This is a genomic window from Amycolatopsis sp. NPDC114503, assembly GCF_055633655.1.
The window spans coordinates 119487-144732 of record NZ_JBVKDT010000018.1 but is presented as its reverse complement, the minus strand read 5'-3'; the positions used below and the strand labels follow the sequence as shown (position 1 = coordinate 144732).

The following is a 25246-nucleotide window of genomic DNA, read 5'->3' as shown; positions in this document are numbered from 1 at the left end:
GATTCGCGGCGGCCTGGGTAGAGTGCCGGAGCATGGGGCATTTGGAGGCCGCGCACCTGCGCTACGTGCTGCCCGACGGGCGTCCGCTGCTCGGCGACGTCTCGTTCCGGGTCGGCGAGGGCGCGGTCGTCGCACTGGTCGGCCCCAACGGCGCGGGCAAGACCACGCTGCTGCGGCTGTTGTCGGGCGAGCTGAAGCCGGACGAAGGCGCGGTCACGGTGACGGGCGGGCTGGGCGTGATGGCGCAGTTCGTCGGGTCGGTGCGCGACGAACGCACGGTGCGGGATCTGCTGGTTTCCGTTGCCCCTCAACGAGTCCGCGATGCCGCGAGGGCGGTCGACGCGGCCGAGGAGCGACTGCTGGAGGTCGACGACGAGGCCGCGCAAATGCAGTACGCGCAGGCACTCAGCGACTGGGCCGAAGCCCGCGGCTACGAGTTCGAGACGGTCTGGGACATGTGCACGACCGAAGCGCTCGGAGTGCCGTTCGACCGCGCGCGCTGGCGGCTCGTGCGCACGCTCAGCGGCGGCGAGCAGAAACGGCTCGTGCTGGAAGCGTTGCTGCGCGGGCCGGACGAGGTGCTGTTGCTGGACGAGCCGGACAACTACCTCGACGTCCCCGGCAAACGCTGGCTCGAAGCCCGGCTGAAGGAAACCCGCAAAACTATCCTGTTCGTGTCGCACGACCGCGAACTGCTCGCGCGGGCGGCGGACAAGATCGTGAGCGTCGAGCCCGGCGGCGACGGCGCGGACGCCTGGGTGCACGGCGGCGGTTTCGGCACGTACCACGAGGCGCGGCAGGAACGGTTCGCCCGCTACGACGAACTGCGCCGGCGCTGGGACGAGAAGCACGCCCAGCTCAAGCGGCTCGTCCGGGACATGCAGCAGTACGCCGCGCGCAGCGACGAGATGGCGTCGCGGTACAAGGCGGCGCAGACCCGGCTCCGGAAATTCGAGGAGGCCGGTCCCCCGCCGGAACCGCCGCGGCCCCAGGACATCCGGATGCGGCTGCGCGGCGGGCGCACCGGCCTGCGCGCGGTGACCTGCGCGAACCTCGAACTCACCGGGCTGATGAAGCCGTTCTCGCTGGAGATCTTCTTCGGCGAACGGGTGGCGGTGCTCGGCTCGAACGGCTCCGGGAAGTCGCACTTCCTGCGGCTGCTCGCGGGCGGCGACGTCGCGCACACCGGCGACTGGAAGACCGGCGCGCGCGTCGTGCCCGGCCATTTCGCGCAAACGCACGCCCGTCCGGAGCTCACCGGCCGCACGCTGGTCGACGTGCTGTGGACCGAACACGCGGCCGATCGCGGCGCGGCGATGTCCGCGCTGCGCCGGTACGAACTGCACCGCCAGGGCGAGCAGGCGTTCGACCGGCTGTCCGGCGGGCAGCAGGCGAGGTTCCAGATCCTGTTGCTGGAACTGGCCGGAACCACCGCGCTGCTGCTGGACGAGCCGACCGACAACCTCGACCTGGAATCGGCCGAGGCGCTGCAGGACGGGCTGGATTCCTACGAGGGCACGGTGCTCGCGGTCACCCACGACCGCTGGTTCGCGCGCTCGTTCGACCGCTACCTCGTCTTCGGCTCGGACGGCGTGGTCCGCGAAACCCCGGAACCGGTCTGGGACGAACGGCGGGTGGAGCGGGCCCGCTAGTCCTTGCGCAGCAACGCATCCAGCTCGCGCACCAACTCCCCCGCCCGCCCACGACCGTCCGGCGCCTTCGGATACCGCGACAGCACCCGGACGACCACCGGATCGGCCGCCGGGTGCTGAGCCGCCATCCCCGCCAGCTCAAACGCGTACGCCGCATGACCAGCCGGGCCGAGGATGTGCCACACCTGCGTCGCCTTCGCGAGCGGATGCAGAAACGCCGCCCCGGCAGCGGCCACAGCAGCCCGCGCGGCCTCGCTGGCTGCGAGCTGTCCGGCGTCGCGGGTTTCCTGATACGCCCGCTGCGCCGCCCACGCGCTGTCGCGAATTGCCTTGCTGCGCTTGGCTCCCTCAGCGAACGCCCGCGCCGCCTCGATCGCGTCGCGCGGGCGGCGATCGTCCGGTCGGGCTTGTTCGAAGATCGGCAGCGCGGGCTCGGCACAGGCCACGGCGTAGGCGGTGACGGCGCGAAGCTCGGAGAGGTCGAGTGCGATCTGCTCGGTCATGTGCTTGAACAGTATCGTTGAACTGCCGGTTGGCACTCCGTGCCGATTCCGGCAGGAGCAGCGGGCGAAACCCTCAACCGGGAAGGACGGCGGTGGACGAGCGGAGGGCGTGGTCCGAAGCCGACAAGGCGGCCTACCGCCGGTTCGTGCGCACCCACCACCCGGACGTCGGCGGCGACCCGGACGAGTTCGCCGCCCGGCTCGCCGAGTTCCGGCGCGGCCAGCGAACGGAAATCGCCGCGGGGGCCGAATCGGCCCCGCACGGCGACCCCTTGGTGTTCGTGCGCCGGAGCCGAGGGGTCTCCCGGCTCTTCGCGGTGCTTGCCGCGCGAAGGCGGCGGAAGCGGAATCCGCGCGTGCGCTAGCGCGTCACATCCCGCCGGTCAGAGCCTGCAACCCGAGGCTGGACGCGGCGACCGCGATCCACAGGATGGCCCCCATCAGCAGCGGCTTGTGCCCCGCTTTGCGGAGGTCGGACGGCTTGAGCGCCAGGCCGATCCCGGCGAGCGCCATGGTGATCAGGAAGGTGCCGAGCGTCGACAGCGGCGCGTGCCACGATTCCGGGATCCAGCCCGCGCTCTCCACGGTGGCGGCGGCGAGGAAGCCGATCAGGAACGGCGGCACCAGCCGGTGCCAAGGCATGGCGCGCAAGGAAACCCGGCCGCCGCCCGCCTGCTTGCGCGCGACGAGCACAGCGAGGAACAGCACGATCGGAATCAGCGTGAGCGTGCGGGTCAGCTTCACGACGAGGCCGTACGCACCGGCGTCGCCGCCATAAGCGTAGGAAGCCGCAACGACGGAAGAGGTGTCGTTCACCGCGGTTCCGGCCCACAGGCCAAAGGCGTGCGGCGACATCCCGAGCGCGTGCCCGAGCGGCGGGAAGAGCAGGACCGCGGCGACGTTGAAGGTGAAGATCGTGCCGAGCGCGTAAGCGATATTGGCTTCCTTCGGCTTCAGCACCGCGCTGGTCGCCGCGATCGCGGACGCACCGCAGATGCCGGTGCCGACGCCGATCAGCGTCTGGGTGTCCCCGCGGACGCCGAGCAGCCTGCCGAGCACCCACGCGCCGCCGAGCGCGACCGCGAGCGTGCCGAGCATCACCGGCAGCGACTGCCCGCCGACGTGCACCACCTGCTGGATCGACAACCCCGTGCCCAGCACGACGATCGACAGCTGCAGCACCGGCCGCGACGCGATGGCGTACCCCGGGCTGAACCGCCAGCCGCGCAGCCCCGGCACGACCGCGCCGGCGACCGCGCCGAGCAGGATCGCGAGCACCGGCCCGCCGACCACCGGAACGAGCTTCCCGCCCGCCGTCGCCACCGCCGCGACCAGCAGCGCGACCGCGAGCCCCGGCACCGGACGGGCGAGCTTGGCCCGCCATTCCACCGTCGCGCGCGTCGCTCCCAGCGCCGCGCCGGTCACCGGTTCACTCCTGTGCGCACTCTGGCCTCCTCGGTAATGTACGTACATTTAATCTAAGAGCTGTCCGTACATTTGGCAAGCGGTACTGTTCCCGGCATGGGCGAGGCAGAGCTGGTGCGCACCGGCGGACAGCCCCTGTGGCGGCAGTTGCAGCAGCGGCTGCTGGTGCGCATCCGCGCCGGGGAGTTCGACGGCGCGTTCCCCGGGGAACTGGCGCTCGCCGACGAATACAGCGTCAGCAGGCAGACGGTCCGGCAGGCGCTGCGGGAACTGCGCGCGGACGGCACGCTCATCGCCGAACGCGGACGCCAGCCCCGCGTCGCCGCGGCCGCCGAGATCCAGCAGCCCCTCGGCGCGCTTTACAGCCTGTTCGCCGCGGTCGAGGAGGCCGGGCTCGACCAGCACAGCGTCGTGCGCCGGCTCGACGTCCGCGCCGACGCGGTGGTCGCCGAACGCCTGTCGCTGGAGGGCTCCACTCCCCTGCTGTACCTGGAACGCGTGCGGCTGGCCGGAAACGACCCGCTGGCCGTCGACCGGGTGTGGCTGCCCGCCGACCTCGCCCGTCCGCTGCTGGACGCGGATTTCCAGCACACCAGCCTGTACGGCGAACTCCACCGCCGCACCGGCGTCCGGCTCGACCACGGCGAGGAGCAGATCCGCGCGGTCGTGCCGACGCGGGCCGAACGCACCCTGCTGGGCTGCGGCGAAACCGTCGGCGCGTTCTCCATCGGACGCCTGGGCACCAGCGCGGGCAAACGGATCGAATGGCGGCACACGCTGGTGCGCGGCGACCGGTTCGCGCTGACGGCGGAGTTCTCCGGGCGCACCGGGTACCGGTTGGTCACGACGGGGGCTCTTGCCGGAACCCGCTGACCCGGCGGGCGCCGGGTCGCTACGCTCCGCGCATGTCGATCTTCGCGCGGATTCTGCAGGTCTTCTTCATGGTGCTCGGGCTGGCCAGCATCGGGGTCGGGCTGATCATGGTGCTGATCGCCAGGCCCTCTTGGACGTGCGAGGTGTCCCGCAACGAGCCGAATTACACGTCGTGCCGCTCGACCGACCTCGAATCGTTCACGAGCTACCACCTGTTCTGGTTCGTGCTCGGCCTCGCGCTCGAGATCATGGCCGTCGCGGTCGTCGCGGGCGCGCGCCGCAGGACCGTCGAAAACCTGCTGATGTCGATGAACGCACCGGCGGCCTCGCCGACGTTCTCCAGCCCGCCGCCGTCCGCCCCCAGTTCGCTGCCGCCCGGCCCGTACCCCGGCTACCCGCCGCAGCAGCCGTACCCGGGGCAGTAGCTCAGCAGCTCAGCCGATCCGGATCCCGGCCAGCTGCGTGCCCTGCGCGACCAGAGTCCCGGCGCTGTCCCACACGTGGCACGACTCGTCGACCCGCCCGTCGCCGATCAGGTGCGCCCGGTGCAGCACCCGCACCGGGCCGGGAGCCGGACGCGCCCGCACATACGCGGTCAGTTCCAGCGTCGGCACCCAGCCGGACGGCGCGACGTCGAGGGTCGCCGGAGGCAGGGCGTCGACCGCGAACAGCAGGCTGACCGGGTCGAACGGCTCGTCGCCGGGCAGCGCGAGCAGGGCGCGCAGTTCGCCGCGGCCGCTGGGCCCGTCGGTCAGCGGGCGGTCGAAGTAGACGTCGATCTCGTCGCGGATCGCGATCGGGATGTCGGCCGTCAGCACGGCCGGGCCCCACGGCTCGTCCGGGAACGGCCCGAACTCCGGCCGCGGAACGCCGTCCTGCCAGAACGGCTCGGCCTCGCCGAGGACGCCCAGCGTCAGGAGGGCCTCGACCTGCGGCACGCCGTCCTTGAGCAGCCGTCCGCGCAGCTGGGTCGCGGTCCGGCCGGTGCGCAGCACCTCGACCTCGATCTCCGCCGGGCCCGGTTCGGGCGAGCGCAGGTAGTGCGCGCTGGCGGCGAGAACGTCCGGGTGCCCGGAAACGACGGTCGCCGCGCGGGCGATCGCGGCCAGCAGATAGCCGCCGTTCGGGCGGCCGCCGATGGTCCACGCCGGGCTCAGGTCGACGCTGAACTCGGTGTCCGAACGCTGCTTGACCGCCGACACCGCGGCGAAGGTCGTCGTGCTCACGGGTCCCTCCAGGTGAGTTGCTTCCCGCAACCTACCTGCTAGGCCGTCCGGGCGTCCCGGGCACTGAGACTCACGCCACCCGTTCCGCCCCCGCTCGGCGAATTTCCCCGGCAAGATGTCCGCGATGCGTGTCGAGGACCGCGCGCGGGTTCCGTTCCCTTGGTGAGCCCGCCCGGAAGCGGCGAGCCGGACACTGGAGGAAACGCTATGCCGAAGTACATGCTCCTGCAGACCTACGCCCAGGGCGAAAACTGCGAGGTTCCGCTGCCGGAGTGGGCCCCGGAGGACATCCGCGCGCACATCCAGTTCCAGCGCGTGCTCAACGCCGAGCTGACCGAAGCCGGGGAACTCGTCGAGGCGGAGGGCCTGGCCGGTCCGGAGGCGGCGAAGACCGTGGTCGCGGACGGCAAGGGCGGGGCGGTCGTCACCGACGGCCCGTTCCCGGAAGGCAAGGAGCTGCTGGCCGGATATCGGGTGGTGGACGTCGAATCGGAGGCGCGGGCGCTGGAGATCGCGACCCGGGTTTCGGCCGCGCCCGGTCCGGAAGGCGCGCCGCTGCGGGTGCCGATCGAGGTGCGCCAGGTGATGAGCGCGCCGGTCGTCTGATGCCGGAGACCGAGGTCGAGGACCTGGTGCGCACGCTCGCGCCCCAGGTCCTCGCCGTCCTCGTGCGCCGGTCCGGCGATTTCGGCGCGGCCGAGGACGCGACGCAGGAAGCTCTCCTCGCCGCGGTGCAGCACTGGCCCGCGGAGGGGATCCCGGAGAATCCGCGCGGCTGGCTGCTGCAGACCGCCAGCCGCCGGATCATCGACAGCTTCCGCAGCGACCAGGCCCGGCGGCGGCGCGAGGACACCGTCGCCGCCGAGCCGCGGGCCGCCGACGTGCCGGATCGGGACGACACGCTGACGCTGCTGTTCCTGTGCGCGCACCCGTCGCTGACGTCGGCGTCGGCGATCGCGCTGACCTTGCGGGCCGTCGGCGGGCTGACGACCGCGGAGATCGCCAGCGCGTTCCTCGTGCCGGAAACCACGATGGCGCAACGGATCAGCCGGGCGAAGGCGAAGATCGCGAAGTCCGGCCTGGCGTTCCGGATGCCCGCAGCGGACGAGCGGCAGGCGCGACTGCGGTCCGTGCTGCACGTGCTGTACCTGGTGTTCAACGAGGGATACACGAGCAGCGGGGGCCATCGCCTGCACCGCACCGAACTGTCCGCCGAGGCGATCCGGCTGGCGCGGCTGCTGCGCGCCGCGCTGCCGGACGACGGCGAAGCGGCCGGATTGCTCGCGCTGATGCTCCTCACCGACGCCCGCCGTCCGGCTCGCACCGGACCGGACGGCGACCTCGTCCCGCTCGCCGACCAGGACCGGGCTCGGTGGGACCGTTCGCTGATCCGGGAAGGCGTCGCCCTGATCACCGCCGCTTTGACCCGCGAAGGCATCGGCGAGTACCGCCTGCAGGCCGCGATCGCCGCGACGCACGACATCGCGTTGCGGGCCGAAGACACCGATTGGCCGCGCGTGCTCACGCTGTACACGCGGCTCGAGGCGCTGGCCGGCAACCCCGTCGTAACGCTCAACCGCGCGATCGCGACTGCGATGGTGCACGGGCCGGACGCCGGGCTCGCGATGCTGGCCGGGCTCGACGACCGGCTCCCCGGCCACCACCGCCTCGCCGCCGCCCGCGCGCACCTGCTGGAGATGGCCGGCGAACGGGAGGAAGCGATCCGCCACTACACCGCGGCCGCCGCCCGCACCGGAAACACCGCCGAGCAGCGCTATCTGACGCTGCGCGCGGCGCGGCTCCGCGCCCGCTATTCCACAAGTCGCTCGCCGATCGGCCCCGAGTAGTATCAGGACACTTCACGAGCGGAGCGCACCATGGCGAGCATCGAAGACGCCCGTCGCCGGACCGGGTACGACGTCAGCGAGACGGCTGCCGACGACGTGCTCTCGGCCCTGCGCGCCGCCGAACCGCCCGCGCCGGACGCCGGGGTCGTCTGGTGGCTGTACGCGGGCCGGAAGCCACGGACTCCGTACCTGGTCGTCGGCCTGCGCGGTACGCGGGGAAGCCTGGCGTGGCACGAAAACGGCGAGACTTACCTGCCCGCGGACGGCTCCGGCGAGGATCCCGTCGACTACTTCAGCCTTCAGGGCGCACACTTCCCGCAGCCGTCCGGGAGCGAGGTTTCCGCCGAGGAAGTACTGCGCGCGGTGCGGGAACTGTGCGAATCCCGGACGCGACCCGCAGGCGTTTCCTGGAAGCCCGCGTAGCTTCTGTCCACATAGGACTATTACTGCGGGGCGAAGTCGTCCTTGTGCGCCCGCGCCCACTCACGGAATGACGTCGGCCGCCCCGCGAACCGTTCCACCGTGTTGTTCACTGGCGCGGCCCGGCCCACCGCCGCCTCCTCCACGTCCATCAGATGCTCCAGCACGGCCTCCGGCATCCACTCCGGACGCCGCGCCAGCGCCTCGCTCCGCGTTTCGGTCACCACTTCGATCGAGCGACCCAATTCCTCCGCCAGGGTCTCCACCACCGCACGCTGCGTCATCGACTCCGGCCCAGTCAGCGCCAGCCCCTGCCCCGGATAACTACGCTCCGTGAGCAGTTTGGCCGCAACCGCCGCCACGTCCCCCTCAGCCGTCGGCGTGAACTCCGACTCCGGCGAGAAGAGCCGCACCGGTTCCCCGGCCCGGATCGCCGCGCCCCAATCGCGCCGAGTGTTGCCCGCCAGCCAGCCCGGATACAGCACCGTGAACGGCAACCCGGACTCCGCCACAGCCGCCTCCGCGGGCAGATGTGCCCGCCGGATCGGGTTGTCCGCAGCGCCCTCGTAGACGTCCGGCGACGACAGCAGCACAACGTAAGACACGCCTGCTTTCTTCGCCGCCGCAAGGAAATCCACCGCGCCCTTTGCCCGGGTCGGATACAGGAAAATCGCCTCGACACCGCTCAACGCGTCCTCGAACCCGCCCTCAGCCGTGAGGTCCAGCGACACCGCGTCCGGCAGATCGAGCACACCCGCGTCGCGCGCCGACCCGCGCACCTGGTGCCCGCCCTCGCCGAGCACCCGGACGACCTCGCTCCCGACATTCCCGCGCGCCCCCGTCACCAGGATGGTCATCCCGCACTCCCTTTGCCCTTAAATTAACTTTGTCTTCAAAGCTAACTACGGTAACTCGCCGCTGTCAACCTTCCGCTTTCGGTACACGACCGAGCGAGATCGTTGTATGGATCGTGTACGGATCCCTCCGACACTCCGGCAGTTCGATTCGGACGAGTGAAGGGAGATCCGTCGTGGTCGGGAATGTGATGGTCCGGCGCACGGTCGCCGCGCTGCTCGCCGCGGGGGCGGTCACCGCAGTCGCGACGCCCGTGAGCGCCGCCGAGACGTCCGGCGCCTGGCGCGCCGATCTGTCCTCGGTGGACAGTGACGACGTCAACGTCGCGGCGTCCAGCGGCACGCTCACGCTGCGGGACTCCTCGTGGAGACCCGCCGACCAGGCCGCGGGAAGCGAGGGCTACCTGCTCTCCGCCGAACGCCGCCTGCCCGCGCCGGTGAACCGGGTAGCCGCCGAAATCTCCGCCGACGCACCGCAGGGCACCTCGGTGGAAGTCGACGTCCGCGGCCGCTCCGGCGCCGACGACTGGACGGAATGGACCCCCGCCGGCACCGCACTCCCCCGCGCAGTGAGCGTCGTGCAGACCAGGATCACGCTGTCCAGCACCACTACCGCCCGCCCCGCCGTGCGCGACGTCGAACTGACCGGATCCCTGACCCCGCAGGCGCAAGCCATCGCCGCCGCCACTCCGCTCACCTACACCGTCTACGCCACCCGCGAAGGCCTCGCCGGCCACACCACCGCGAACGGCCACGTTATTGCCAGCAACGACCACTTCGTCGCGCTTCCGTCCGGAAAAGCCTTGTCGCCCAAGGGAACCGGCAACTACAGCGTGCGAGTGTGCAAGACGGACAACAGCCGCTGCGAATACGCGCCGGTCTGGGATGTCGGACCGTGGAACACCAAGGACGACTACTGGAACCCGTCCTCGGTGCGCGCCGAGTACAAGGACCTGCCGCAGGGCCAGCCCGAGGCCTACGCCGCCTACCACAACGGCTACAACGGCGGCCGGGACGATCTCGGGTACAAGGTCGGCAACCCCGCGGGCATCGACCTCGCCGACGGCACGTTCAGCTCGGGCGTCGGCCTCGGCGACAACGGGAACGTGAAGGTCACCTACCTGTGGACGGGTTCCGCCGCCGCGAGCGGTCTGGTGCAGACGGCGGGCGACCCGGTGAACGTGCGGTCGGGCGCGCACACGTCCTCGTCGGTGAAGGGCCTGGCGGCGAACTACGCCAAGGTGAACATCGAGTGCTATGTCAACGGGGACAGCGTGACCGGGAAGTTCGGGACGAGCAAGATCTGGGACCGGATCGGGCCTGGGCATTACATCTCGGACACGTATGTGAAGACCGGTTCGGACGGTCCCGTCGCGCCGCTCTGCTGAGGCCGTTTCGGGAGGGTTGCCGGTGAGGCCTGGGGGTTCTCACCGGTGCCCCTCGTTCAGTCGGCCACTCCGCTTCGGCAAGCTGGGGTTGCGAGGGCTTCGCCGGTACTACCCTTGTGACCGCCCTTCGTTCCGGGCTTTGCTTAAGCTGGAGTCGCCAATGCGGTGCCTCAGGCTGGCTCCTCGCCGCCGACGTCCCTTCGTTCGGCTTCGCCATCCGGGTTCGGCTCGGGGTTTCTGGCGCACCGCGTAGCCTCGGAGGTTTGCCCAGAGGCCCGTCGGAAACCCCTCCTTCGCTAGCCGCTTCTGATTCCCTTACTCCTGGTTTCGCTGGGAATCCCGGCCTCGAATCGATTCCTCCCCGCTGAATCCGTCGCCAGCGAGTCTCGCTTCCGGATTCCGCACAGGTACACGTTCCATTGCTCCATCAGGGTGAGCGTCTCCACCCGGATTCCCTTTTCCTGAGCCGTGTTTCCGAAGCCTCCCCCCTCAGCCGCCGCGGGGGTCCGTATCCGGGCCCCCGCGGTTTCCACCCGGTTCAGCGACGGTTTTCCCCTCAACCGCCCGTTAAAGTGGCTAACGTGCGCTGCCGCAGCCGAGGGGGTCCGCAATGCCACGCCGATTCGCACTCATCGCCACTGTCATCCTGCTCGCCTTCACCCTGAGCACATCCGCCCATGCCGCTCCAGCCATCATCGGCGGAGAAAAGGCGTCCCTGCAACAACATCTGTACGCAGTGTACTTAGTGGACAGTCACGGAACCCAGTTCTGCGGCGGCGTCATCGTCAGCCGCACCGCGGTCGCGACCGCCGCGCACTGCGCCGCCACCGTCCCGACCGACGAACTCAGCGTCGTAGCCGGCCGGGAAGACAAGCGCAGCCGAGACGGCGTCGTCCGCGCAGTGTCCGCCGCCTGGCAACACGCCGATTTCCACACGCCGCAACAAGGTTCGGACGTCGCCGTCCTGACCGTCCGCGGCTCGCTCCCCTACCACCCCGCCGACCTCGCCCGCGACCCAAGCCACTACCCCGCCGGCACTAACGCCACCGTCCTGGGCTGGGGCCGCCTCGCCGACGGCGGCGACCGTTCGGACTACCTGCGCCAAGCCACCGTCCCCCTAGCCGACGACGACACCTGCCACACCGCCTACCCGGAATACTCCGCAACAAGCATGCTCTGCGCCGGCTACCCCAACGGCGGCACCGACGCCTGCAAAGGAGACTCCGGCGGCCCGCTGCTGGTCGGCGACACAGTGGTCGGCATCGTCTCCTACGGCGACGGCTGCGGAAAGCCAGGCAAACCCGGGATGTACACGAGGGTGACGTCCTTCGCCGACGAAATCGCCGCACACGCCGGACTCAGCTGACTCCTGTCCCGCGTCGAACGTCGCGCTCCGGCGCCGCGGGACGACGCCCTTCGCCGACGAGATCACCTCACACGCGGGACTCAGTTGCTCCCGACGCTGGGCCGAACCTGCACTCCGACGGCCGCAGGACGACACCCTTCGCCGACGAGATCACCACACACCGGACTCACCTGATCCCAGCACCGGACCAGACCTGCACTCCGGCACCCGCAGGAGGACGCCCTTCGCCAACGAGCTCGCAGCCCGGCACCGGACTCACCTGATCCCAGCACTGTGCCGAACCTGCGCTCCGGTGCCCGCAGGAGGACGCCCTTCGCCGCCGAGATCGCAGCTCGGCGCCGGACTCACCTGATCCCGGCACGGAGCCGAACATGCGGTCCGGTGCCCGCAGGACGGCGTCCTTCGCCGAGCAGATCGCTGCCACGCCCGACTCAACTGGTCCTGGCCCTGTGCCGAACGTGTGCTCTGGCGGCCGACCGAGCGGGCCCTCCATCGTCCGCTGAAGACCGCATCGCCCTACCGCACAGCGACCTCAGTCGATCCGGGTTCCCGCACTCGCGCGGAACGACCAGCCGGACGTATCGCGCGCGACTCTCTGAGCGCGGCAAGGTAAAGTCCGGGATATGACGTCGCCGGAGGCCAACAGACGGTAGCCGCCCAGCCGCAAGCTGGGCGGCGGAGTGACGGGTGCCGGGGGTTGCTCCCGGGCCGGGCTGACCGGCGGATGCCTCACTGCAGAAACCTCGCGGTTGAGCCGTGAACTGTGCCGCGAGCAGGTTCTCGTGCGTGACTACGCCGGTTCTGACTGGCGTCTGCGCGCGCGACAGTCACCGACACAGTCGCGCTCAGCTAATCAGTCCACTGTGCACAGGCGACCGCGCCGACGGCAAGGTTTGGCCAGACAACGCGAGGCCTGCGCAAGGCCACGTCATGGGGAAGTCTGACGCGCCAGGCAAAGCCTGCCGTTAGCGGACCCGCCGGGCTAAGCCTGCAGCGTCACGGGCAAAGCATGCTCGCGACAGTGGTGCGCTGGACTAAAGCTGACCGGCCGCGTCACGACAAAGCCTGCATGCAGCGATCGGGCGTACTCACCGCACCGGAGTCAGCACCAAGGCTTTTCGGCGCGGCAGCGTCGAGGGTGAACCCTGGTCGCCGCCGCGGCGCCGCTGGCAAAGGATGCTCGGCACCACCGTGTTCGGACGACGCCCGTCCACTGCGGCCACGCGGTGGACAAGCCTGTTCGCGCAAGCACGGCAAGCCAACCCACGGCCGACGCACGCAGGCACGAGGCAAGGCGCGGCTCCCGCACGCGCGCCCAGGCACCGCACCGCCAAGGCACGCAGGCGCAAGCCAACGCATAGCGGCCGCACGCATGCGGGCGTAAAGCAACGCGCAACTGCCGCACGCGCGCACGCAGGCGGCAGAAGCAACGCGCGGCCCTCGCACGCACGCGGCAAAAGCAACGCACGGCCTCCGCACGCACGCCAACGCACCCCACCGCCAAGGCACGCAGGCGCAAGCCGACGCGCAGCTGCCGCACGCACGCGAGCGCAAGCCAACGCGCAACTGCCGCAGGCACGTAGCAACGCGCGGCTACCGCACGCCCAAGGCACCCCACCCCGCCCCGTCCCGCCCCAAAACCGTCCCATCCCCCTTATCCACCAACGCAACCAGAAACCCGGAGCCGAGTCTTGCCTCCCATCCTCTTCCTCCTCGCCAGCGCGGTCTTCGCGCAAGGCACATCCGAGTTCGTCCTCTCCGGCCTCCTCCCCCAGATCGCCGCCGACACCGGCGTTTCCCTTGGCACCGCCGGGCTGCTGACGTCCCTCTTCGCCGCCGGAATGGTTCTCGGCGCACCGTTGCTCGCGATGCTCGGCAGCACATTGCCGCGCCGGTCAGCCCTTCTCGCCTTCCTCGGGCTCTTCAGCGCAGCACACGTCACAGCCGCCCTCACCACCGATTTCCCGCTTCTCCTCGTCACCCGCGCCCTCGCGGCGTTCGCCAACGCCGGGTTCCTCGCGGTAGCGCTCGCGTCCTTGCCCTCGCTCGTCCCGCCGGACGCTGTCGGGCGGGCTACTTCCGTGCTGCTGTCCGGCGTCACGCTCGCGTGCATCGTCGGCGTTCCGGCCGGGACGGTGCTCGGGCAGTACGCCGGGTGGCAGGCTGCGTTCTGGGCCATCGCTGCGATCACCGCGGTGGCTGCCGCAGCGCTGGCGACGACCTCGTTCGACGACCCGCCGGCGGCGAGTCCGGTGTATCGCGAGTGGCGGGTCCTCGCCCAGTCTCGCGTCGCAACAACCGTGGTCAAGGGGATTCTCGTCAACGGCGGGACGTTCGCCGCCTTCACCTACCTCGGCACGATGACCCCGTCGGCGGCGTGGGTTCCGGTCGTGCTGGCGGTATTCGGGGTGGGGTCGTTCGTCGGCGTCACGGTCGCTGGCAAAGCGGGGCCGAAGATCCTCAAAGCGGGTACAGCAGTGCTGACCGCCGTGTGGGTGGCGGCGTTCTTCGCGGCGCAGAGTCTTCCGGGGCTCCTGACCGCCGCATTGCTTACCGGGGCGACGGCGTTCGGCGTCGGGTCCGGCCTGATCGCCGAAATTGTCACCACTGCCGGCAAGGAAGCGCCCCGGGTGGCGGGGGCGATCGCGACCACGGCGTTCAATCTTGGCGCGGTGGTCGGGCCCGCGGTGGCGGGAGCTTTCGTCGTGGACGCGGCGCATGCGCGTGCGGCGTTCTGGGTGAGTGCGGCCTTCACGACGGCGGCAATGGTCTTCAGGGCGAAGAAGTAAAGAAAGGCGGCCCGGGCAAGGAAAAGCCCGGGCCGCCTGGCTCAGCGGAGCGTGTCCCCGCCTGCCTACCTCAACGGAGCGTGTCCCCGCCGCCTAGCTCAGCGGAGCCTGCCCCAGCCCGCCTACCTCAACGGAGCGGGTCCCCGCCGCCCAGCTCAGCGCAGGGTGTCCCAGCCCGCGTAGCGAGCCTCGGTGCCCAGCTCCTCCTCGATGCGGATCAGCTGGTTGTACTTGGCCGTGCGGTCGGACCGCGACAGCGAGCCCGTCTTGATCTGGCCGCATCCGGTGGCCACCGCGAGGTCGGCGATGGTGGTGTCCTCGGTCTCGCCCGAACGGTGCGACATCACCGCCGAGTAGCCCGCCTTGTGCGCGGTGTCGACCGCGGACAGCGTCTCGGTCAGGGTGCCGATCTGGTTGACCTTGATGAGGATCGAGTTGGCGATGCCGCGCTTGATGCCGTCTCGCAGGATTTCGACGTTCGTGCAGAACAGGTCGTCGCCGACGAGCTGGACGCGGTCGCCGATACCGTCGGTCAGCTGCTTCCAGCCGGTGTAGTCGTCCTGGGCCAGGCCGTCCTCGATCGAGACGATCGGGAAGCGCTCGGTCAGCTCGGTCAGGTACGCGACGTGTTCCTCGATGCTGCGCTTGCGGCCCTCGCCGGTGTAGTCGTAGACGCCGTCGCGGTAGAACTCCGACGCCGCCGGGTCCAGCAGCAGCGCGATGTCCTTGCCCGGCTCGTACCCGGTCTTCTCGATCGCGCGGACCACGAACTCGAGTGCCTCGTCGGCCGACCCCAGCTGCGGAGCGAACCCGCCCTCGTCGCCGACATTCGTGTTGTGTCCCGCCTCGTGCAGCGATTTCCGCAGCGTGTGGAACACCTCCGAGCCCATCCGCACGGCGTCGGCGAACGTCTCCGCGCCGACCGGGCCGATCATGAACTCCTGGAAGTCGATCGGGTTGTCCGCGTGCGCACCGCCGTTGATGATGTTCATCATCGGCATCGGCAGCAGGTGCGCGTACACCCCGCCGACGTACCGGTACAGCGGCAGCGTGTTCGCCGCGGCGGCCGCCTTCGCCACCGCCAGCGACACCCCGAGCGTCGCGTTCGCGCCGAGGCGGGCCTTGTTCTCGGTGCCGTCGAGGGCGATCAGGGCGCGGTCGACGTCGGCCTGCGCCTCGGCCTCCATGCCGGTCACGGCGTCGGCGATCTCGCCGTTCACCGCGTCGACCGCCTTGCGCACGCCCTTGCCGTGGAACCGCTTCGCGTCGCCGTCCCGCAGCTCAACGGCCTCGCGCGTGCCGGTGGAGGCCCCGGACGGCACCGCCGCCCTGCCCGCCGAGCCGTCCGCCAGCACCACGTCGACCTCGACCGTCGGGTTGCCCCGGCTGTCGAGCACCTCACGGCCCCGGACCCGGACGATGCCTGTCATAACGCTCCTCGGAGGTTCGAGCCGAAGCACTCAGCGCACGCTCCGTGAAGCGCTCCGGCAGCAACGCGGCACCACGGCGAGCCGCACGTCACAGCGGAGGCTAGCAGAAGAATTCTGAATCGATCAGGCTGAGCCGGGAGAATCCACTTCGGACAGTCCGGAAACCGTTTCCCGGCAAAGGGAACGAACCGGATCCGGTGGGAAGGACACTTCACGCCCCGGACAGCTCGCGTTCATCGACGGGCCGCGCGGCCAGCATAGCTTCGCTTCCGCCTGGGAGCCGGAGGAGGCCGTCATGTCCAACACCGTCAGCCGTCGAGGAGCGCTAGGTCTCATGGGCGCGAGCGCTGCCGTACCACTGCTCGGCACTGGTATGGCAACTGCCGCTCCTCTTACGCCAACCCCGGGCGGTGGCGCGACACCGGTGCAGGGTTTGCATCTCACGTTCGGCCGCGATCCCGCGCGGCAGATGGTGGTTTCGTGGCTCACCGACGGCCCGGTCCGCCGTCCCCGCGTCCTCTACGGCACGCTCGACGACGGCTTCGGCTCGTACGCGCCCGCGGTCACCCGCACCTACGTCGACGGCACCTCCGATCGCACGGTCTGGGTGCACCACGCCGAGATCAACCGCCTCTGCCCGAACACCGAGTACCTCTACATCGCCCAGCACGACGGCGCGACGCCAGACGCGGGCACCTTCCGCACCGCGCCCGGCGGCCGGTCCGCGTTCACCTTCACCAGCTTCGGCGACCAGTCCGCGCCGCAGGTCACCTGGGATCTCAAGGGCGCGCCCGCGCTCGACTTCTTCTCGACCCCGGCCACGAAGGACATCGTCACCGGCATCGAGACCGTCGCGCCGCTGTTCCACCTGCTCAACGGCGACCTCTGCTACGCCAACCTCGACGTCGACCGCGTGCGCACCTGGAACAACTTCTTCACCAACAACACCCGCTCGGCGCGGTACCGGCCGTGGATGCCCGCCGCGGGCAACCACGAGATCGAAAAGCAAAACGGCGCGATCGGCATGGACGCCTACCAGGCGTACTTCCAGCTGCCCTCCACCGAAACCGACCCGGAACTCGCCGGCCTGTGGTACGGCTTCACCGTCGGCTCGGTGCGGGTGATCGTGCTGCAGAACGACGACAACTGCCTGCAGGACGGCGGCGACGTCTACGTCAACGGCTACTCCGGCGGACGACAGCTGGCCTGGCTCGAGAAGGAACTCGCCGCGGCCCGGGCGTCGCGCGAGGTCGACTGGATCGTCGTCGCGATGCACCAGGTCATGATCAGCACGTCCGACGCGAACGGCGCCGACCTGGGCCTTCGCGAGAAGTACGGCCCGCTGTTCGACCGTTACGGCGTCGACCTGGTGTTGTGCGGGCACGAGCACGACTACGAACGCTCCCTCGCCGTGCACGGCGTCGTCGCGGAAAGCGAGACGCTCACGCCGAACCCAGTGTCCGACGCGACCGACAACATCGACGCCACGCACGGCACGGTGCACATGATTCTCGGCGGAGGCGGCGTCTCCGGCACTACCAACGGCAGTTTCTTCAAGGACGGCACCGGAAAGGTACTGACCGCCGTCGCGGACAAACGCGATCCTGCCACCGGCAAGCGGAAACCGACCTACGTGCGCGAAAAAGCGGTGTGGAGCGCGGTGCGCGACCTCGACCACCCCTACGGATTCGCCGCGTTCACCGTGGATCCAGGGCACCGTCCAGGCGGCACGACGACCATGCACGTGACCTATTACAACGTGAACAAGCCGACTGGCGAGCTGTCGGTGTTCGAACGGTTCTCGCTGCACCGCAAGCGCGCCGACGGCTGACGTCAACCCCTTCCCCGGCCTGGTCCGGACCACCCCTCAAGCGGGACAGAGCGATCCTTAGCCGCGCTACGCTTGCCGCGGACCCGGTGGCCGCAACGGACACCTCCCCCATCGTCCGTCCATTGTGGACCATCGGGCCGCGAGGAGCGCCCTATGGATCACGCCGTCACCCCCTTCGTGCTGGACCCGGCGGGGCCGGACGTACACGGCGAGGGCGCCCGGCTTCGCGCACGCGGACCGCTGACCGTGGTCGAACTGCCCGGCGGCGTGCTCGCCTGGTCGGTCACCAGCCTGCCGCTGCTGCGCACTCTGCTCGCCGACCCGCGGGTGTCGAAGGACGCCCGGCGGCACTGGCCCGCCTACCGCGACGGCGAGATCACCTCCGACTGGTCGCTGAACATCTGGGTTTCGGTGCAGAACATGTTCACCGCCTACGGCGACGAACACCGCCGGCTCCGCTCGTTGGTGTCGAAGGCTTTCGCCCCCGGCCGGATCGCCGCGCTGCGCCCGGTGGTCGCCGAAATCGTCGACCGCCTGCTCGCCGGCCTCGAAGCCGGACCTAACGAAACCGACCTGCGCGACCAGTACTGCTACCGGCTGCCGATCGAGGTGATCTGCCAGCTGGTCGGCGTCCCCGAACAAGCGCGGGCGGGCCTGCGCACGGCGGTGGCCGGGATCTTCGCGACGTCGGCGACCTCCGAAGAAGCGACCGCGAACGTCGAACTGCTGTACGGAATTCTCGCCGACCTCGTCGAACAGCGGCGCGCCGAGCCGGGCGACGACCTCGCCACCGCGCTCATCACCGCCCGCGACGCGGACGGCTCGCGGCTCAGCGAAGCGGAACTGGTGGACACGCTGATCCTGGTGATCACCGCCGGTCACGAGACGACGGTCAACCTGCTCGACCAGGCCGTGACCGCACTGCTGACGCATCCCGCGCAGCTGCGTGCGGTGCTGGACGGAACGCGCACCTGGTCTGACGTCGTGGACGAGACTTTGCGCTGGCAGGCACCGCTTTCGCACCTGCCGCTGCGCTTCGCGCTGGAGGACATCGAGGTCGAGGGCGCGACCATCCACGCGGGCGACCCGATTCTCGCGTCGTTCGGCCCCGCCGGTCGCGACGAGAACCACCACGGGCCGGACGCGAACGAGTTCGACCTGTCCCGGAAGGACAAGTCAGCGCTCGCTTTCGGGCATGGCGTGCACTACTGCCTCGGCGCGCAACTCGCCCGGATGGAAGCGGAGCTCGGGCTGCCCGCGTTGTTCGAGCGGTTCCCGGACTTGGCGCTGGCGTTGCCCGGGGACCAGCTGGAGCCGGTGCCATCGTTCATCACCAACGGACACGTGACTTTGCCGGTACGGCTGCGGGGCTGAACGTTTCGGCCCGGCTGAGCCCGAGCGGAGCCGATGCCGTCCGTTCCTAGCGTCGCCGGTCAGTGCGGCCGCGGAACTACGCGCCCCAGTCGGCGAGGACCTTTTCCGTGTCCGCGCCCGGGACCGGCGGCGCCGTCGGCACATCCGTCGTGCTGCGCGAAAATCGCGGTGCCGGAGCGGGCTGGACGATCCCGTCCACCGTGATCAGACCGGAGCGCGCGGCGATGTGCGGATGCTCGGGCGCCTCGTCGGGAGCGAGGACTGGCGTGACGCACGCGTCAGTGCCGTCGAAGACCTCGGCCCATTCGTCGCGGGTACGGCTGAGGAATGCGCGGGTGAAGGCGGCGCGGAGCGTGGGCCAGCCGTCGCGGTCGAGTTGCGGCGGCAGGTCTTCCGCGGCGAGGCCGAGGCCGTTCAGGAGAGCCGCGTAGAACTGCGGTTCGAGAGAACCCACCGCGACGTAACGGCCGTCCGCGCAGACGTACGTGTCGTAGAACGGCGCGCCGCCGTCCAGGAGGTTCGTGCCGCGTTCGTCGGACCACGAACCCAGGCCGCGCAAGGCCCACATCATCTGGGACAGCACGTTCGCGCCGTCGACCATCGCCGCGTCCACGACCTGGCCGCGACCGGTCCGGCCGCATTCCCACAGCGCCGCGAGCACGCCCGCGATCAGGAACATCGACCCGCCGCCGAAGTCGCCGACCAGGTTGAGCGGCGGCACCGGACGTTCGCCCGCGCGGCCGATCGCGTGCAGCACGCCGGTGAGGCCGAGGTAGTTGATGTCGTGGCCGGCGCGCTGGGCGAGCGGGCCTTCCTGGCCCCAGCCGGTCATCCGGCCGTAGACCAGGCGGGGATTGCACGCGAAACAGTCGTCCGGGCCGACGCCGAGCCGTTCGGTGACGCCCGGGCGCAGTCCTTCGATCAGCACGTCCGCCTTCGCCGCGAGCCGCAGCACGAGTTCGCGGCCTTCGGGGGTCTTGAGGTCCGCCGCGACGGAGCGGCGGCCGCGCAGCAGCGGGTCCGGCTTGCCGCCGCTGAGGTCGAGCGACCCGGAGGGCCGTTCCACCCGGACGACGTCCGCGCCCAGGTCGGCGAGCACCATGCAAGCGTGCGGCCCCGGCCCGATCCCGGCCAGTTCGACGACTTTCAGCCCGCTCAACGGTCCCGCCACATGTCCTCCTCGGCTCCGGCGCCCTGCGGCGGCGACCCTACCGGCCGGTCCGGCCCGCGTCCGGGCGTGTGGGGTAACCCACCCGTGGCCCGACCCGGGCAGAACCGGCGCCGCGCCTCACCCGAACCGGGGACTGGCGTCTCGCCGCCGCGTCAGCCGGGTACCCGGCTGGTATCCATGTGTCACGAATAGATCAAGGAGGATTTCGATGAGCTTTTTCGACCAGGCCAAGGACAAGATCCAGGAATTCGCGGGCAACAACCAGGACAAGGTCGGCGAGGGCATCGACAAGGCCGCCGAATTCGCCGACGAGAAAACCGGCGGCAAGCACGGCGACCAGATCCGCCAGGGCGCGGACAAGCTGAAGGAAAACTTCGGCGGAGGCCAGCAGGGCGGCCAGGAACAAGGCGGCGGACAGCAGCAGGGCGGTTTCGACCAGGGCGGCCAGCAGGGCGGGCCGCAGGGTCAGCAGGGCGGTTTCGGCCAGGGGGACCAGGGCGGTCAGGGCGGCTACGAGCAGGGCGGCCAGGGCGGCTTCGACCAAGGCGGCCAGCAAGGCGGCTTCCAGCAGGGCGGTCAGCAGCAGGGCTTCGAGCAGGGCGGCGACCGAGGCGGTTACGAGCAGGGCGGCCAGCAGGGCGGTTACGAAGGCGGCCAGCAGGGCGAGCAGCAGTGGGGCAACCAGTAGCGGCAAGGCTGTTCCGGCCTGAACTCCCGTGCTGAGGGAGGCCTCGCGAATCCTCTGCGGCGAGCGAACCGTGCAGGTCGGCCGCCGCAGTGAGCCGCGGAAATCGGCTGTGGCAAAGGGACTGTGCAAGTCAGGAGACGCAAAAGCCAGCCACAGCAAGCGAATCGTGCGAATCGGCTTCCGCGGGCAGTCCGGAGGTCGGCGGCGGTGCGCGAGCCGGGAGCTTCGGCGACCAGCCGCGGCAAAGCGGTGAGCGAGCCGTGCGCACCGGCAACCGTTGTCGGCTGCGGAAATCGGCCGCGGCAGGCAGACTCGGCGGCGAACGAGCAGCGCAGGTCGGGAGCTTCGGCAACCAGCCGCAGCAAGCGAGCGGGCACGGATCGACGGCAGCAGGCAGCGCACGAATCGGCTGCGGCGAGCGAGTCACGCACCTCGGCGACCGCAGCCCGTTGCGGAAGTCGGCGACAGCGGGCAGCGGCTTGGCAAGCGAACTCGCGAATCGGCCACCTCAAACAGCCCTTGAATCGGTCGCCGTGAGTGCACCGCGTTGATCCTGCAATCACCCGGCCTCGGCAGGGATTCATTCGGCCGGCCGGACAACCGGCCGCAGCAAGTGGGCGGGGCGGTATTTCCGCGCAGTTTCCGGCGTGTTCACCCGGCAGCGCGAAAATGCCGCCCCGTTTTCCCGTCTAGCACGCGAGCCGCTGAATTTATTTCACGATCCCGTGGCCCGGAGCGCTTTTCCAGGTCCGCTCAGCCGGGTTTGCGGGCGGAGATCAGCAGGTGCTCCTCCGGCTCCGCCCCGGGCTTGTCCGGCGCGAAAGTCTCCGCCCTGGTTCCGGTCACCTCGAACCCCGCCGCGCGCACCCGGTCGACCAGCGCGTCCGCCGGGAAGCTCGTGACCCGGATCGAGTGGCCGAGGAACTCGATCGGCACGTCCTCGAGGTCGGCGGGCACTGTCACCAGCGCGAACCTTCCTCCCGGCGCCAGCCAGCCAGCGATCCGGCCGAGAGTCTGCTCCGTTTCGGCGCGAGACAGCTGCACGAACGAGAAGAACGCGCACACCGCATCCCACGTCCCGGGCGACGACTCCCATTCCCGCACGTCCGCCTGCACAAACTCGGCCCCGGGCACCTGGGCGCGCGCGATCCGCACCATCTCCCCCGACACGTCGATGCCCGTCACCCGATGTCCCGCGGCAGTCAGTTCCGCCGCCGCGGGACGGCCGGTTCCGCTGCCGACATCGAGGACTCGCGCCGAGGGCGGCAGCACCTCGATCAGCTCCCGCACTGCCGCTTCCACCACCGGCCGGTGGCCGAACGCCTCCTCGTACCCGGCGCCGATCGCGTCGAACAGTTCCGCCGCGGTGGTCAGTTCCTCGGACATCCCGGTCTCCCCTCGCCGTCGAAGGAACCCAGGCTATCCGCCCGGGAAGGCAGTTCGATGAAGCCGAAGCCGCGCGCTCGTTCTCCTCGGGCACGCACTGGCGGTCGCGCTCCCGCTGCGCCGGGATGTCACATGACAGCTTCGTAGGTGGCCGCGGCGACCACCAAGTCCTCCCAAGCCATCCCGACGCTCTTGAACAGCCGAGGCCCCGAAGGCACCGAACGCCCCTGAGCCAGCGCGGCGAGCGAGACAAGATCATCCGCCGCGAGGGCACCTGATTCCAGTGCCAGCACTACATCCCCGGCTTCGCGGGTAGCCGCGCCGATCCCTTCAACGACCACTGTGGACCGTCCAATCAGGACATCGTCGACTTCCCGCGCCTCCGGTTCATGCGAACCGACGGCGACCACGGTGGCGTGTTCGGGGACTTTCGCACCGTCGAACACCGGGGTCCGCGAGGAGGTGCAGCACACGACCAGATCAGCCGAGGCCACGTCGTCCGGCGTCCCGACCCGCGCGAACGGGTACTGCTCGGCAAACGCTTGCGTCCGCTCGGGATTCCGTCCGACGACCACGACCTCCCGCACCGGCCGGACCGCCCGGAAAGCCTCGATGTGACTCTCCGCCTGCGGACCCGTCCCGAACACCACCAGCCGTTCCGCGTCCGGCACGGCGAGCAGGTCTGCCGCTACTGCGGAGACGGCCGCCGTGCGCACCGAAGTGAGCGCGACGCCGTCCAGGAGCGCCATCGGCGTGAGCGTCGGGCCGTCCATCAGCAGGTAGTGGCCTTGGACTCGCGGCAGGCCCCGCGCCGGGTTGTCCGGCGCGACGGACGCGACCTTGACCCCGGCGTAGCGGTCCCAGAACGCGGGCATGAGCAGGAACTGCCCGGTGGGCACCGGCACGACGGACCGCGGCGGGTCCTGGTCAGGGTCGAGGCCTGCGGCGAGCGCGGCGCGCACCGCGTCTACGGCTTGCCGGACAGTGGGCCGGGCATCGAGGAGCAATCGCACCCCCGGAGCATCGCACAAGATCCACTATCCGCGCTGAGCCGCAGGTCACAACGTCTTAGATACAAGCTGGGATGCATGTTAGCGTCGAGTCCGTGAACGCTCTGAAACCCGCCGCCGACCGCGCCTACGAGCTCACCAAGGAACTGGTGCTCACCGGCGAACTGCCCGGCGGGCACCTGTTCAGCGAGGGCGAGATCGCCGAACGCCTCGGGGTCAGCCGGACTCCGGTGCGCGAGGCCTTCCTGCGGCTGCAGGTCGAAGGACTGCTCAACCTGATCCCGAAGCGCGGCGCGATCGTCGTGCCGATCACTCCTGGCGAGGCCGAGGACGTACTCGAAGCCCGAGAGGCCGTCGAAAGCGCAGCGGTACACCGGCTGGGCCGCCGTCCGGAGCTGATCCCGGACGCGCTCGAACAGCTGCGCGCGGTGCTGGAAACCCAGCGCAGGCACGCGGAGGCGGGCGACGTGCCTGCATTCGCCGAAGCCGACGAGCTGTTCCACCGCACGATAGTCGCGGCGGGCGGCAATGCCCTGCTGCTCACCTTCTACACCACCCTCGCCGACCGGCAGCGCCGGATGAACGTCCACGCGCTCGCGCCGATCCCGGCCCGCCTGCCGCAAGTCGTCGGCGAACACGAAGAGCTCCTGAACATCATCGCGGAGGCCGGGACGAAGGCCGACACCTTCGCCCCGGCCCTGCGAGCACACCTGGATTCGGTGCACCGTCGATGACCACTACCGCTGATCGCGCTCCCCTGCCCGGAACGCCCGAAACGACCACCCGCCCGGCCTGGTTCCCGGCCGCCGCCGCGGTGTTCGCGGCCGGATGGGGCGGCAACCAGTTCACCCCGCTGCTCGTGATGTACCACGCTGCGGGCTACTCCGCGTTCACCGTCGACGCCCTGCTCGGCGCGTACGTCGTCGGCCTCGTGCCCGGACTCCTGCTGTCCGGCGGACTGTCCAATCGGTACGGTCGCCGCCCGGTGATGTTCGCCGGGACCGTGCTGTCGCTGCTGGCGAGCCTGCTGCTGGCGCTCGGCCCGCTGGGCGTCGCGTGGATCGCCGGCGGCCGGTTCCTCTCCGGCGTCGCGGTCGCGGTCGCGATGGCCGTGGGGTCGACCTGGATCAAGGAACTCGCCGACGCCGACCCGTACACGGCGGCCGACACCGGCACCCGCCGCGCCGCACTGTGCCTGACACTCGGGCTCGGCATCGGCCCCGGTGTCGCCGGAGCGCTCGCGCAGTGGGGCCCGTGGCCGATGGTCCTCCCCTACCTGGTCCACATCGGACTCGCGCTGGTCTCGCTGGCCGCGGTCACCCGCAGCCCGGAAACGCTCGCCGTCCGGGCCGATTCGGTCCGCGCCGCGTTGCCCGCCACCGCCCGGCATCCTCGGTTCCGCCGGGTGATCCTGCCCGCGGCGCCGTGGATTTTCGGCTCCTGCGGCGTGGCGTACGCGATCCTGCCGCAGCTCGTCCAGCACCAGACCGGGTCGTGGGCGCTGGCCTACTCCACTCTGCTCACCGTCTGCGCGATCGGCGCGGGCGTCGGGATCCAGCCGATCGCCAAGCGGGTCGACCGCGCCACCAGCGCACGGGCCGTGCTCACCGGAATGACGGTGCTCTGCGCCGGACTCGTCCTGAGCGTCTTCGCGGCAGCGCGGGAATCGCCGTGGATCGCGCTCGGCGCGGCAGTGGTGCTGGGAACCGCTTACGGCATCGTAGTGGTGTCCGGACTGCTGGAATTGCAACGCCTCGCCCGGCCGGACGAAATCGCGGAACTGACCGGCGTGTACTACGCGCTGGCCTACATCGGATTCCTCCTGCCGTCAATTTTAGCGGCCCTGAACGGAGTAGCGGGCTACCCGGTGCTGCTCGCCTGCGTAGCACTGGTCGCGATCGCGGGAACCCTTGTGGTGGCCCGACACTCGCGCCGGCACCTGCCCGGGGACTGACCCCGATTCCGGCAAACGGGACCGAATACGCGACCGCGCGGAAATTCGGTCCCGTTTGC

At 70.3% G+C, this 25246-nt stretch carries 23 protein-coding genes; 15 read left to right on the top strand and 8 right to left on the bottom strand.

Features of this window, described 5'->3' with window-relative positions; translation table 11 throughout:
• Positions 1-32 precede the first annotated feature (32 nt).
• The gene (locus tag ACZ7OI_RS45015; protein WP_470270233.1) at positions 33-1652 is read left to right on the top strand and encodes an ABC-F family ATP-binding cassette domain-containing protein; all 1620 of its coding nucleotides are present in this window, start codon (positions 33-35) and stop codon (positions 1650-1652) included.
• Here the strand turns inward: ACZ7OI_RS45015 and ACZ7OI_RS45010 are convergent.
• Complete coding sequence (locus ACZ7OI_RS45010; protein ID WP_470270232.1) at positions 1649-2155, bottom strand: putative immunity protein; 507 nt, start codon at positions 2153-2155, stop codon at positions 1649-1651. The genes ACZ7OI_RS45015 and ACZ7OI_RS45010 overlap by 4 nt on opposite strands.
• Before the next feature lie 92 nt (positions 2156-2247).
• Between ACZ7OI_RS45010 and ACZ7OI_RS45005 the strand changes: the two genes are divergently transcribed.
• A complete protein-coding gene (locus ACZ7OI_RS45005; protein WP_470270231.1) occupies positions 2248-2520 on the top strand; it encodes a hypothetical protein in 273 nt (90 codons plus the stop codon).
• A gap of 4 nt (positions 2521-2524) precedes the next feature.
• Here the strand turns inward: ACZ7OI_RS45005 and ACZ7OI_RS45000 are convergent, their stop codons facing one another.
• Positions 2525-3580 (bottom strand): YeiH family protein, encoded by a 1056-nt coding sequence (locus ACZ7OI_RS45000; protein WP_470270230.1) that lies wholly within the window; start codon positions 3578-3580, stop codon positions 2525-2527.
• A 96-nt stretch (positions 3581-3676) separates the two neighbouring features.
• Here ACZ7OI_RS45000 and ACZ7OI_RS44995 point away from each other — a divergent pair, with 96 nt between their 5' ends.
• Both ACZ7OI_RS44995 and ACZ7OI_RS44990 read left to right on the top strand, forming a co-directional pair.
• Entirely contained in the window at positions 3677-4453 is a 777-nt protein-coding gene (locus tag ACZ7OI_RS44995; RefSeq protein WP_470270229.1) for a GntR family transcriptional regulator, read from the top strand.
• A gap of 32 nt (positions 4454-4485) precedes the next feature.
• A complete protein-coding gene (locus ACZ7OI_RS44990) occupies positions 4486-4878 on the top strand; it encodes a hypothetical protein (RefSeq protein WP_470270228.1) in 393 nt (130 codons plus the stop codon).
• A 9-nt stretch (positions 4879-4887) separates the two neighbouring features.
• Here the strand turns inward: ACZ7OI_RS44990 and ACZ7OI_RS44985 are convergent, their stop codons facing one another.
• Complete coding sequence (locus ACZ7OI_RS44985) at positions 4888-5679, bottom strand: thioesterase family protein (RefSeq protein ID WP_470270227.1); 792 nt, start codon at positions 5677-5679, stop codon at positions 4888-4890.
• 207 nt (positions 5680-5886) lie between these two features.
• On the opposite strand from ACZ7OI_RS44985, the gene ACZ7OI_RS44980 reads away from it, so the two are divergent.
• From ACZ7OI_RS44980 to ACZ7OI_RS44970, 3 genes are read left to right on the top strand one after another with little or no spacing between them, the layout of a single operon-like run.
• Positions 5887-6285: a YciI family protein gene (locus ACZ7OI_RS44980; protein WP_470270226.1), complete on the top strand. Its 399-nt coding sequence runs from the start codon at positions 5887-5889 to the stop codon at positions 6283-6285.
• Positions 6285-7526, top strand: a complete 1242-nt coding sequence (locus tag ACZ7OI_RS44975; RefSeq protein ID WP_470270225.1) for an RNA polymerase sigma factor — start codon at positions 6285-6287, stop codon at positions 7524-7526. The genes ACZ7OI_RS44980 and ACZ7OI_RS44975 overlap by 1 nt, the downstream gene beginning before the upstream one ends.
• A 30-nt stretch (positions 7527-7556) precedes the next feature.
• The gene (locus tag ACZ7OI_RS44970) at positions 7557-7949 is read left to right on the top strand and encodes an Imm1 family immunity protein (protein WP_470270224.1); all 393 of its coding nucleotides are present in this window, start codon (positions 7557-7559) and stop codon (positions 7947-7949) included.
• Between the two features lie 20 nt (positions 7950-7969).
• Here the strand turns inward: ACZ7OI_RS44970 and ACZ7OI_RS44965 are convergent, their stop codons facing one another.
• Positions 7970-8803 (bottom strand): SDR family oxidoreductase, encoded by an 834-nt coding sequence (locus tag ACZ7OI_RS44965; protein ID WP_470270223.1) that lies wholly within the window; start codon positions 8801-8803, stop codon positions 7970-7972.
• A 173-nt stretch (positions 8804-8976) separates the two neighbouring features.
• Between ACZ7OI_RS44965 and ACZ7OI_RS44960 the strand changes: the two genes are divergently transcribed.
• The 3 genes from ACZ7OI_RS44960 (at position 8977) to ACZ7OI_RS44950 (ending at position 14343) form a co-directional block, all read left to right on the top strand.
• Positions 8977-10188, top strand: coding sequence for a hypothetical protein (locus tag ACZ7OI_RS44960; protein ID WP_470270222.1), 1212 nt, complete (start codon positions 8977-8979; stop codon positions 10186-10188).
• Between the two features lie 610 nt (positions 10189-10798).
• A complete protein-coding gene (locus ACZ7OI_RS44955) occupies positions 10799-11554 on the top strand; it encodes a S1 family peptidase (protein WP_470270221.1) in 756 nt (251 codons plus the stop codon).
• 1691 nt (positions 11555-13245) lie between these two features.
• Positions 13246-14343 (top strand): MFS transporter, encoded by a 1098-nt coding sequence (locus ACZ7OI_RS44950; RefSeq protein ID WP_470270220.1) that lies wholly within the window; start codon positions 13246-13248, stop codon positions 14341-14343.
• Between the two features lie 155 nt (positions 14344-14498).
• Here ACZ7OI_RS44950 and eno read toward each other — a convergent pair whose 3' ends face one another.
• A complete protein-coding gene (eno, locus tag ACZ7OI_RS44945; RefSeq protein WP_470270219.1) occupies positions 14499-15773 on the bottom strand; it encodes a phosphopyruvate hydratase in 1275 nt (424 codons plus the stop codon).
• Positions 15774-16068: 295 nt separating this feature from the next.
• On the opposite strand from eno, the gene ACZ7OI_RS44940 reads away from it, so the two are divergent.
• Positions 16069-17604: a fibronectin type III domain-containing protein gene (locus tag ACZ7OI_RS44940; RefSeq protein ID WP_470270218.1), complete on the top strand. Its 1536-nt coding sequence runs from the start codon at positions 16069-16071 to the stop codon at positions 17602-17604.
• 153 nt (positions 17605-17757) lie between these two features.
• Positions 17758-18978, top strand: a complete 1221-nt coding sequence (locus ACZ7OI_RS44935; RefSeq protein WP_470270217.1) for a cytochrome P450 family protein — start codon at positions 17758-17760, stop codon at positions 18976-18978.
• Positions 18979-19054: 76 nt separating this feature from the next.
• Here ACZ7OI_RS44935 and ACZ7OI_RS44930 read toward each other — a convergent pair whose 3' ends face one another.
• Entirely contained in the window at positions 19055-20149 is a 1095-nt protein-coding gene (locus tag ACZ7OI_RS44930) for a CaiB/BaiF CoA transferase family protein (protein WP_470270216.1), read from the bottom strand.
• A gap of 208 nt (positions 20150-20357) precedes the next feature.
• Between ACZ7OI_RS44930 and ACZ7OI_RS44925 the strand changes: the two genes are divergently transcribed.
• On the top strand, positions 20358-20837 hold the full coding sequence (locus tag ACZ7OI_RS44925; RefSeq protein ID WP_470270215.1) for an antitoxin: 480 nt from the start codon (positions 20358-20360) through the stop codon (positions 20835-20837).
• A gap of 753 nt (positions 20838-21590) precedes the next feature.
• On the opposite strand, the gene ACZ7OI_RS44920 is transcribed toward ACZ7OI_RS44925, so the two are convergent.
• A complete protein-coding gene (locus ACZ7OI_RS44920) occupies positions 21591-22223 on the bottom strand; it encodes a class I SAM-dependent DNA methyltransferase (protein WP_470270214.1) in 633 nt (210 codons plus the stop codon).
• A gap of 128 nt (positions 22224-22351) precedes the next feature.
• Entirely contained in the window at positions 22352-23236 is an 885-nt protein-coding gene (locus ACZ7OI_RS44915; RefSeq protein WP_470270213.1) for an ornithine cyclodeaminase family protein, read from the bottom strand.
• Between the two features lie 92 nt (positions 23237-23328).
• Between ACZ7OI_RS44915 and ACZ7OI_RS44910 the strand changes: the two genes are divergently transcribed.
• Both ACZ7OI_RS44910 and ACZ7OI_RS44905 read left to right on the top strand, forming a co-directional pair.
• Complete coding sequence (locus tag ACZ7OI_RS44910) at positions 23329-23967, top strand: GntR family transcriptional regulator (protein ID WP_470270212.1); 639 nt, start codon at positions 23329-23331, stop codon at positions 23965-23967.
• Positions 23964-25187 (top strand): MFS transporter, encoded by a 1224-nt coding sequence (locus tag ACZ7OI_RS44905; RefSeq protein WP_470270211.1) that lies wholly within the window; start codon positions 23964-23966, stop codon positions 25185-25187. The genes ACZ7OI_RS44910 and ACZ7OI_RS44905 overlap by 4 nt, the downstream gene beginning before the upstream one ends.
• Positions 25188-25246 lie beyond the last annotated feature (59 nt).

What these genes read in the sequence shown, in the direction of transcription:
- ACZ7OI_RS45015 (WP_470270233.1), top strand. Translation starts at nt 33, where the DNA reads ATGGGGCATTTGGAGGCCGCGCACCTGCGCTACGTGCTGCCCGACGGG.
- ACZ7OI_RS45010 (WP_470270232.1), bottom strand. Translation starts at nt 2,155, where the DNA reads ATGACCGAGCAGATCGCACTCGACCTCTCCGAGCTTCGCGCCGTCACC.
- ACZ7OI_RS44995 (WP_470270229.1), top strand. Translation starts at nt 3,677, where the DNA reads ATGGGCGAGGCAGAGCTGGTGCGCACCGGCGGACAGCCCCTGTGGCGG.
- ACZ7OI_RS44990 (WP_470270228.1), top strand. Translation starts at nt 4,486, where the DNA reads ATGTCGATCTTCGCGCGGATTCTGCAGGTCTTCTTCATGGTGCTCGGG.
- ACZ7OI_RS44980 (WP_470270226.1), top strand. Translation starts at nt 5,887, where the DNA reads ATGCCGAAGTACATGCTCCTGCAGACCTACGCCCAGGGCGAAAACTGC.
- ACZ7OI_RS44975 (WP_470270225.1), top strand. Translation starts at nt 6,285, where the DNA reads ATGCCGGAGACCGAGGTCGAGGACCTGGTGCGCACGCTCGCGCCCCAG.
- ACZ7OI_RS44970 (WP_470270224.1), top strand. Translation starts at nt 7,557, where the DNA reads ATGGCGAGCATCGAAGACGCCCGTCGCCGGACCGGGTACGACGTCAGC.
- ACZ7OI_RS44965 (WP_470270223.1), bottom strand. Translation starts at nt 8,803, where the DNA reads ATGACCATCCTGGTGACGGGGGCGCGCGGGAATGTCGGGAGCGAGGTC.
- ACZ7OI_RS44955 (WP_470270221.1), top strand. Translation starts at nt 10,799, where the DNA reads ATGCCACGCCGATTCGCACTCATCGCCACTGTCATCCTGCTCGCCTTC.
- eno (WP_470270219.1), bottom strand. Translation starts at nt 15,773, where the DNA reads ATGACAGGCATCGTCCGGGTCCGGGGCCGTGAGGTGCTCGACAGCCGG.
- ACZ7OI_RS44940 (WP_470270218.1), top strand. Translation starts at nt 16,069, where the DNA reads ATGTCCAACACCGTCAGCCGTCGAGGAGCGCTAGGTCTCATGGGCGCG.
- ACZ7OI_RS44935 (WP_470270217.1), top strand. Translation starts at nt 17,758, where the DNA reads ATGGATCACGCCGTCACCCCCTTCGTGCTGGACCCGGCGGGGCCGGAC.
- ACZ7OI_RS44925 (WP_470270215.1), top strand. Translation starts at nt 20,358, where the DNA reads ATGAGCTTTTTCGACCAGGCCAAGGACAAGATCCAGGAATTCGCGGGC.
- ACZ7OI_RS44920 (WP_470270214.1), bottom strand. Translation starts at nt 22,223, where the DNA reads ATGTCCGAGGAACTGACCACCGCGGCGGAACTGTTCGACGCGATCGGC.
- ACZ7OI_RS44905 (WP_470270211.1), top strand. Translation starts at nt 23,964, where the DNA reads ATGACCACTACCGCTGATCGCGCTCCCCTGCCCGGAACGCCCGAAACG.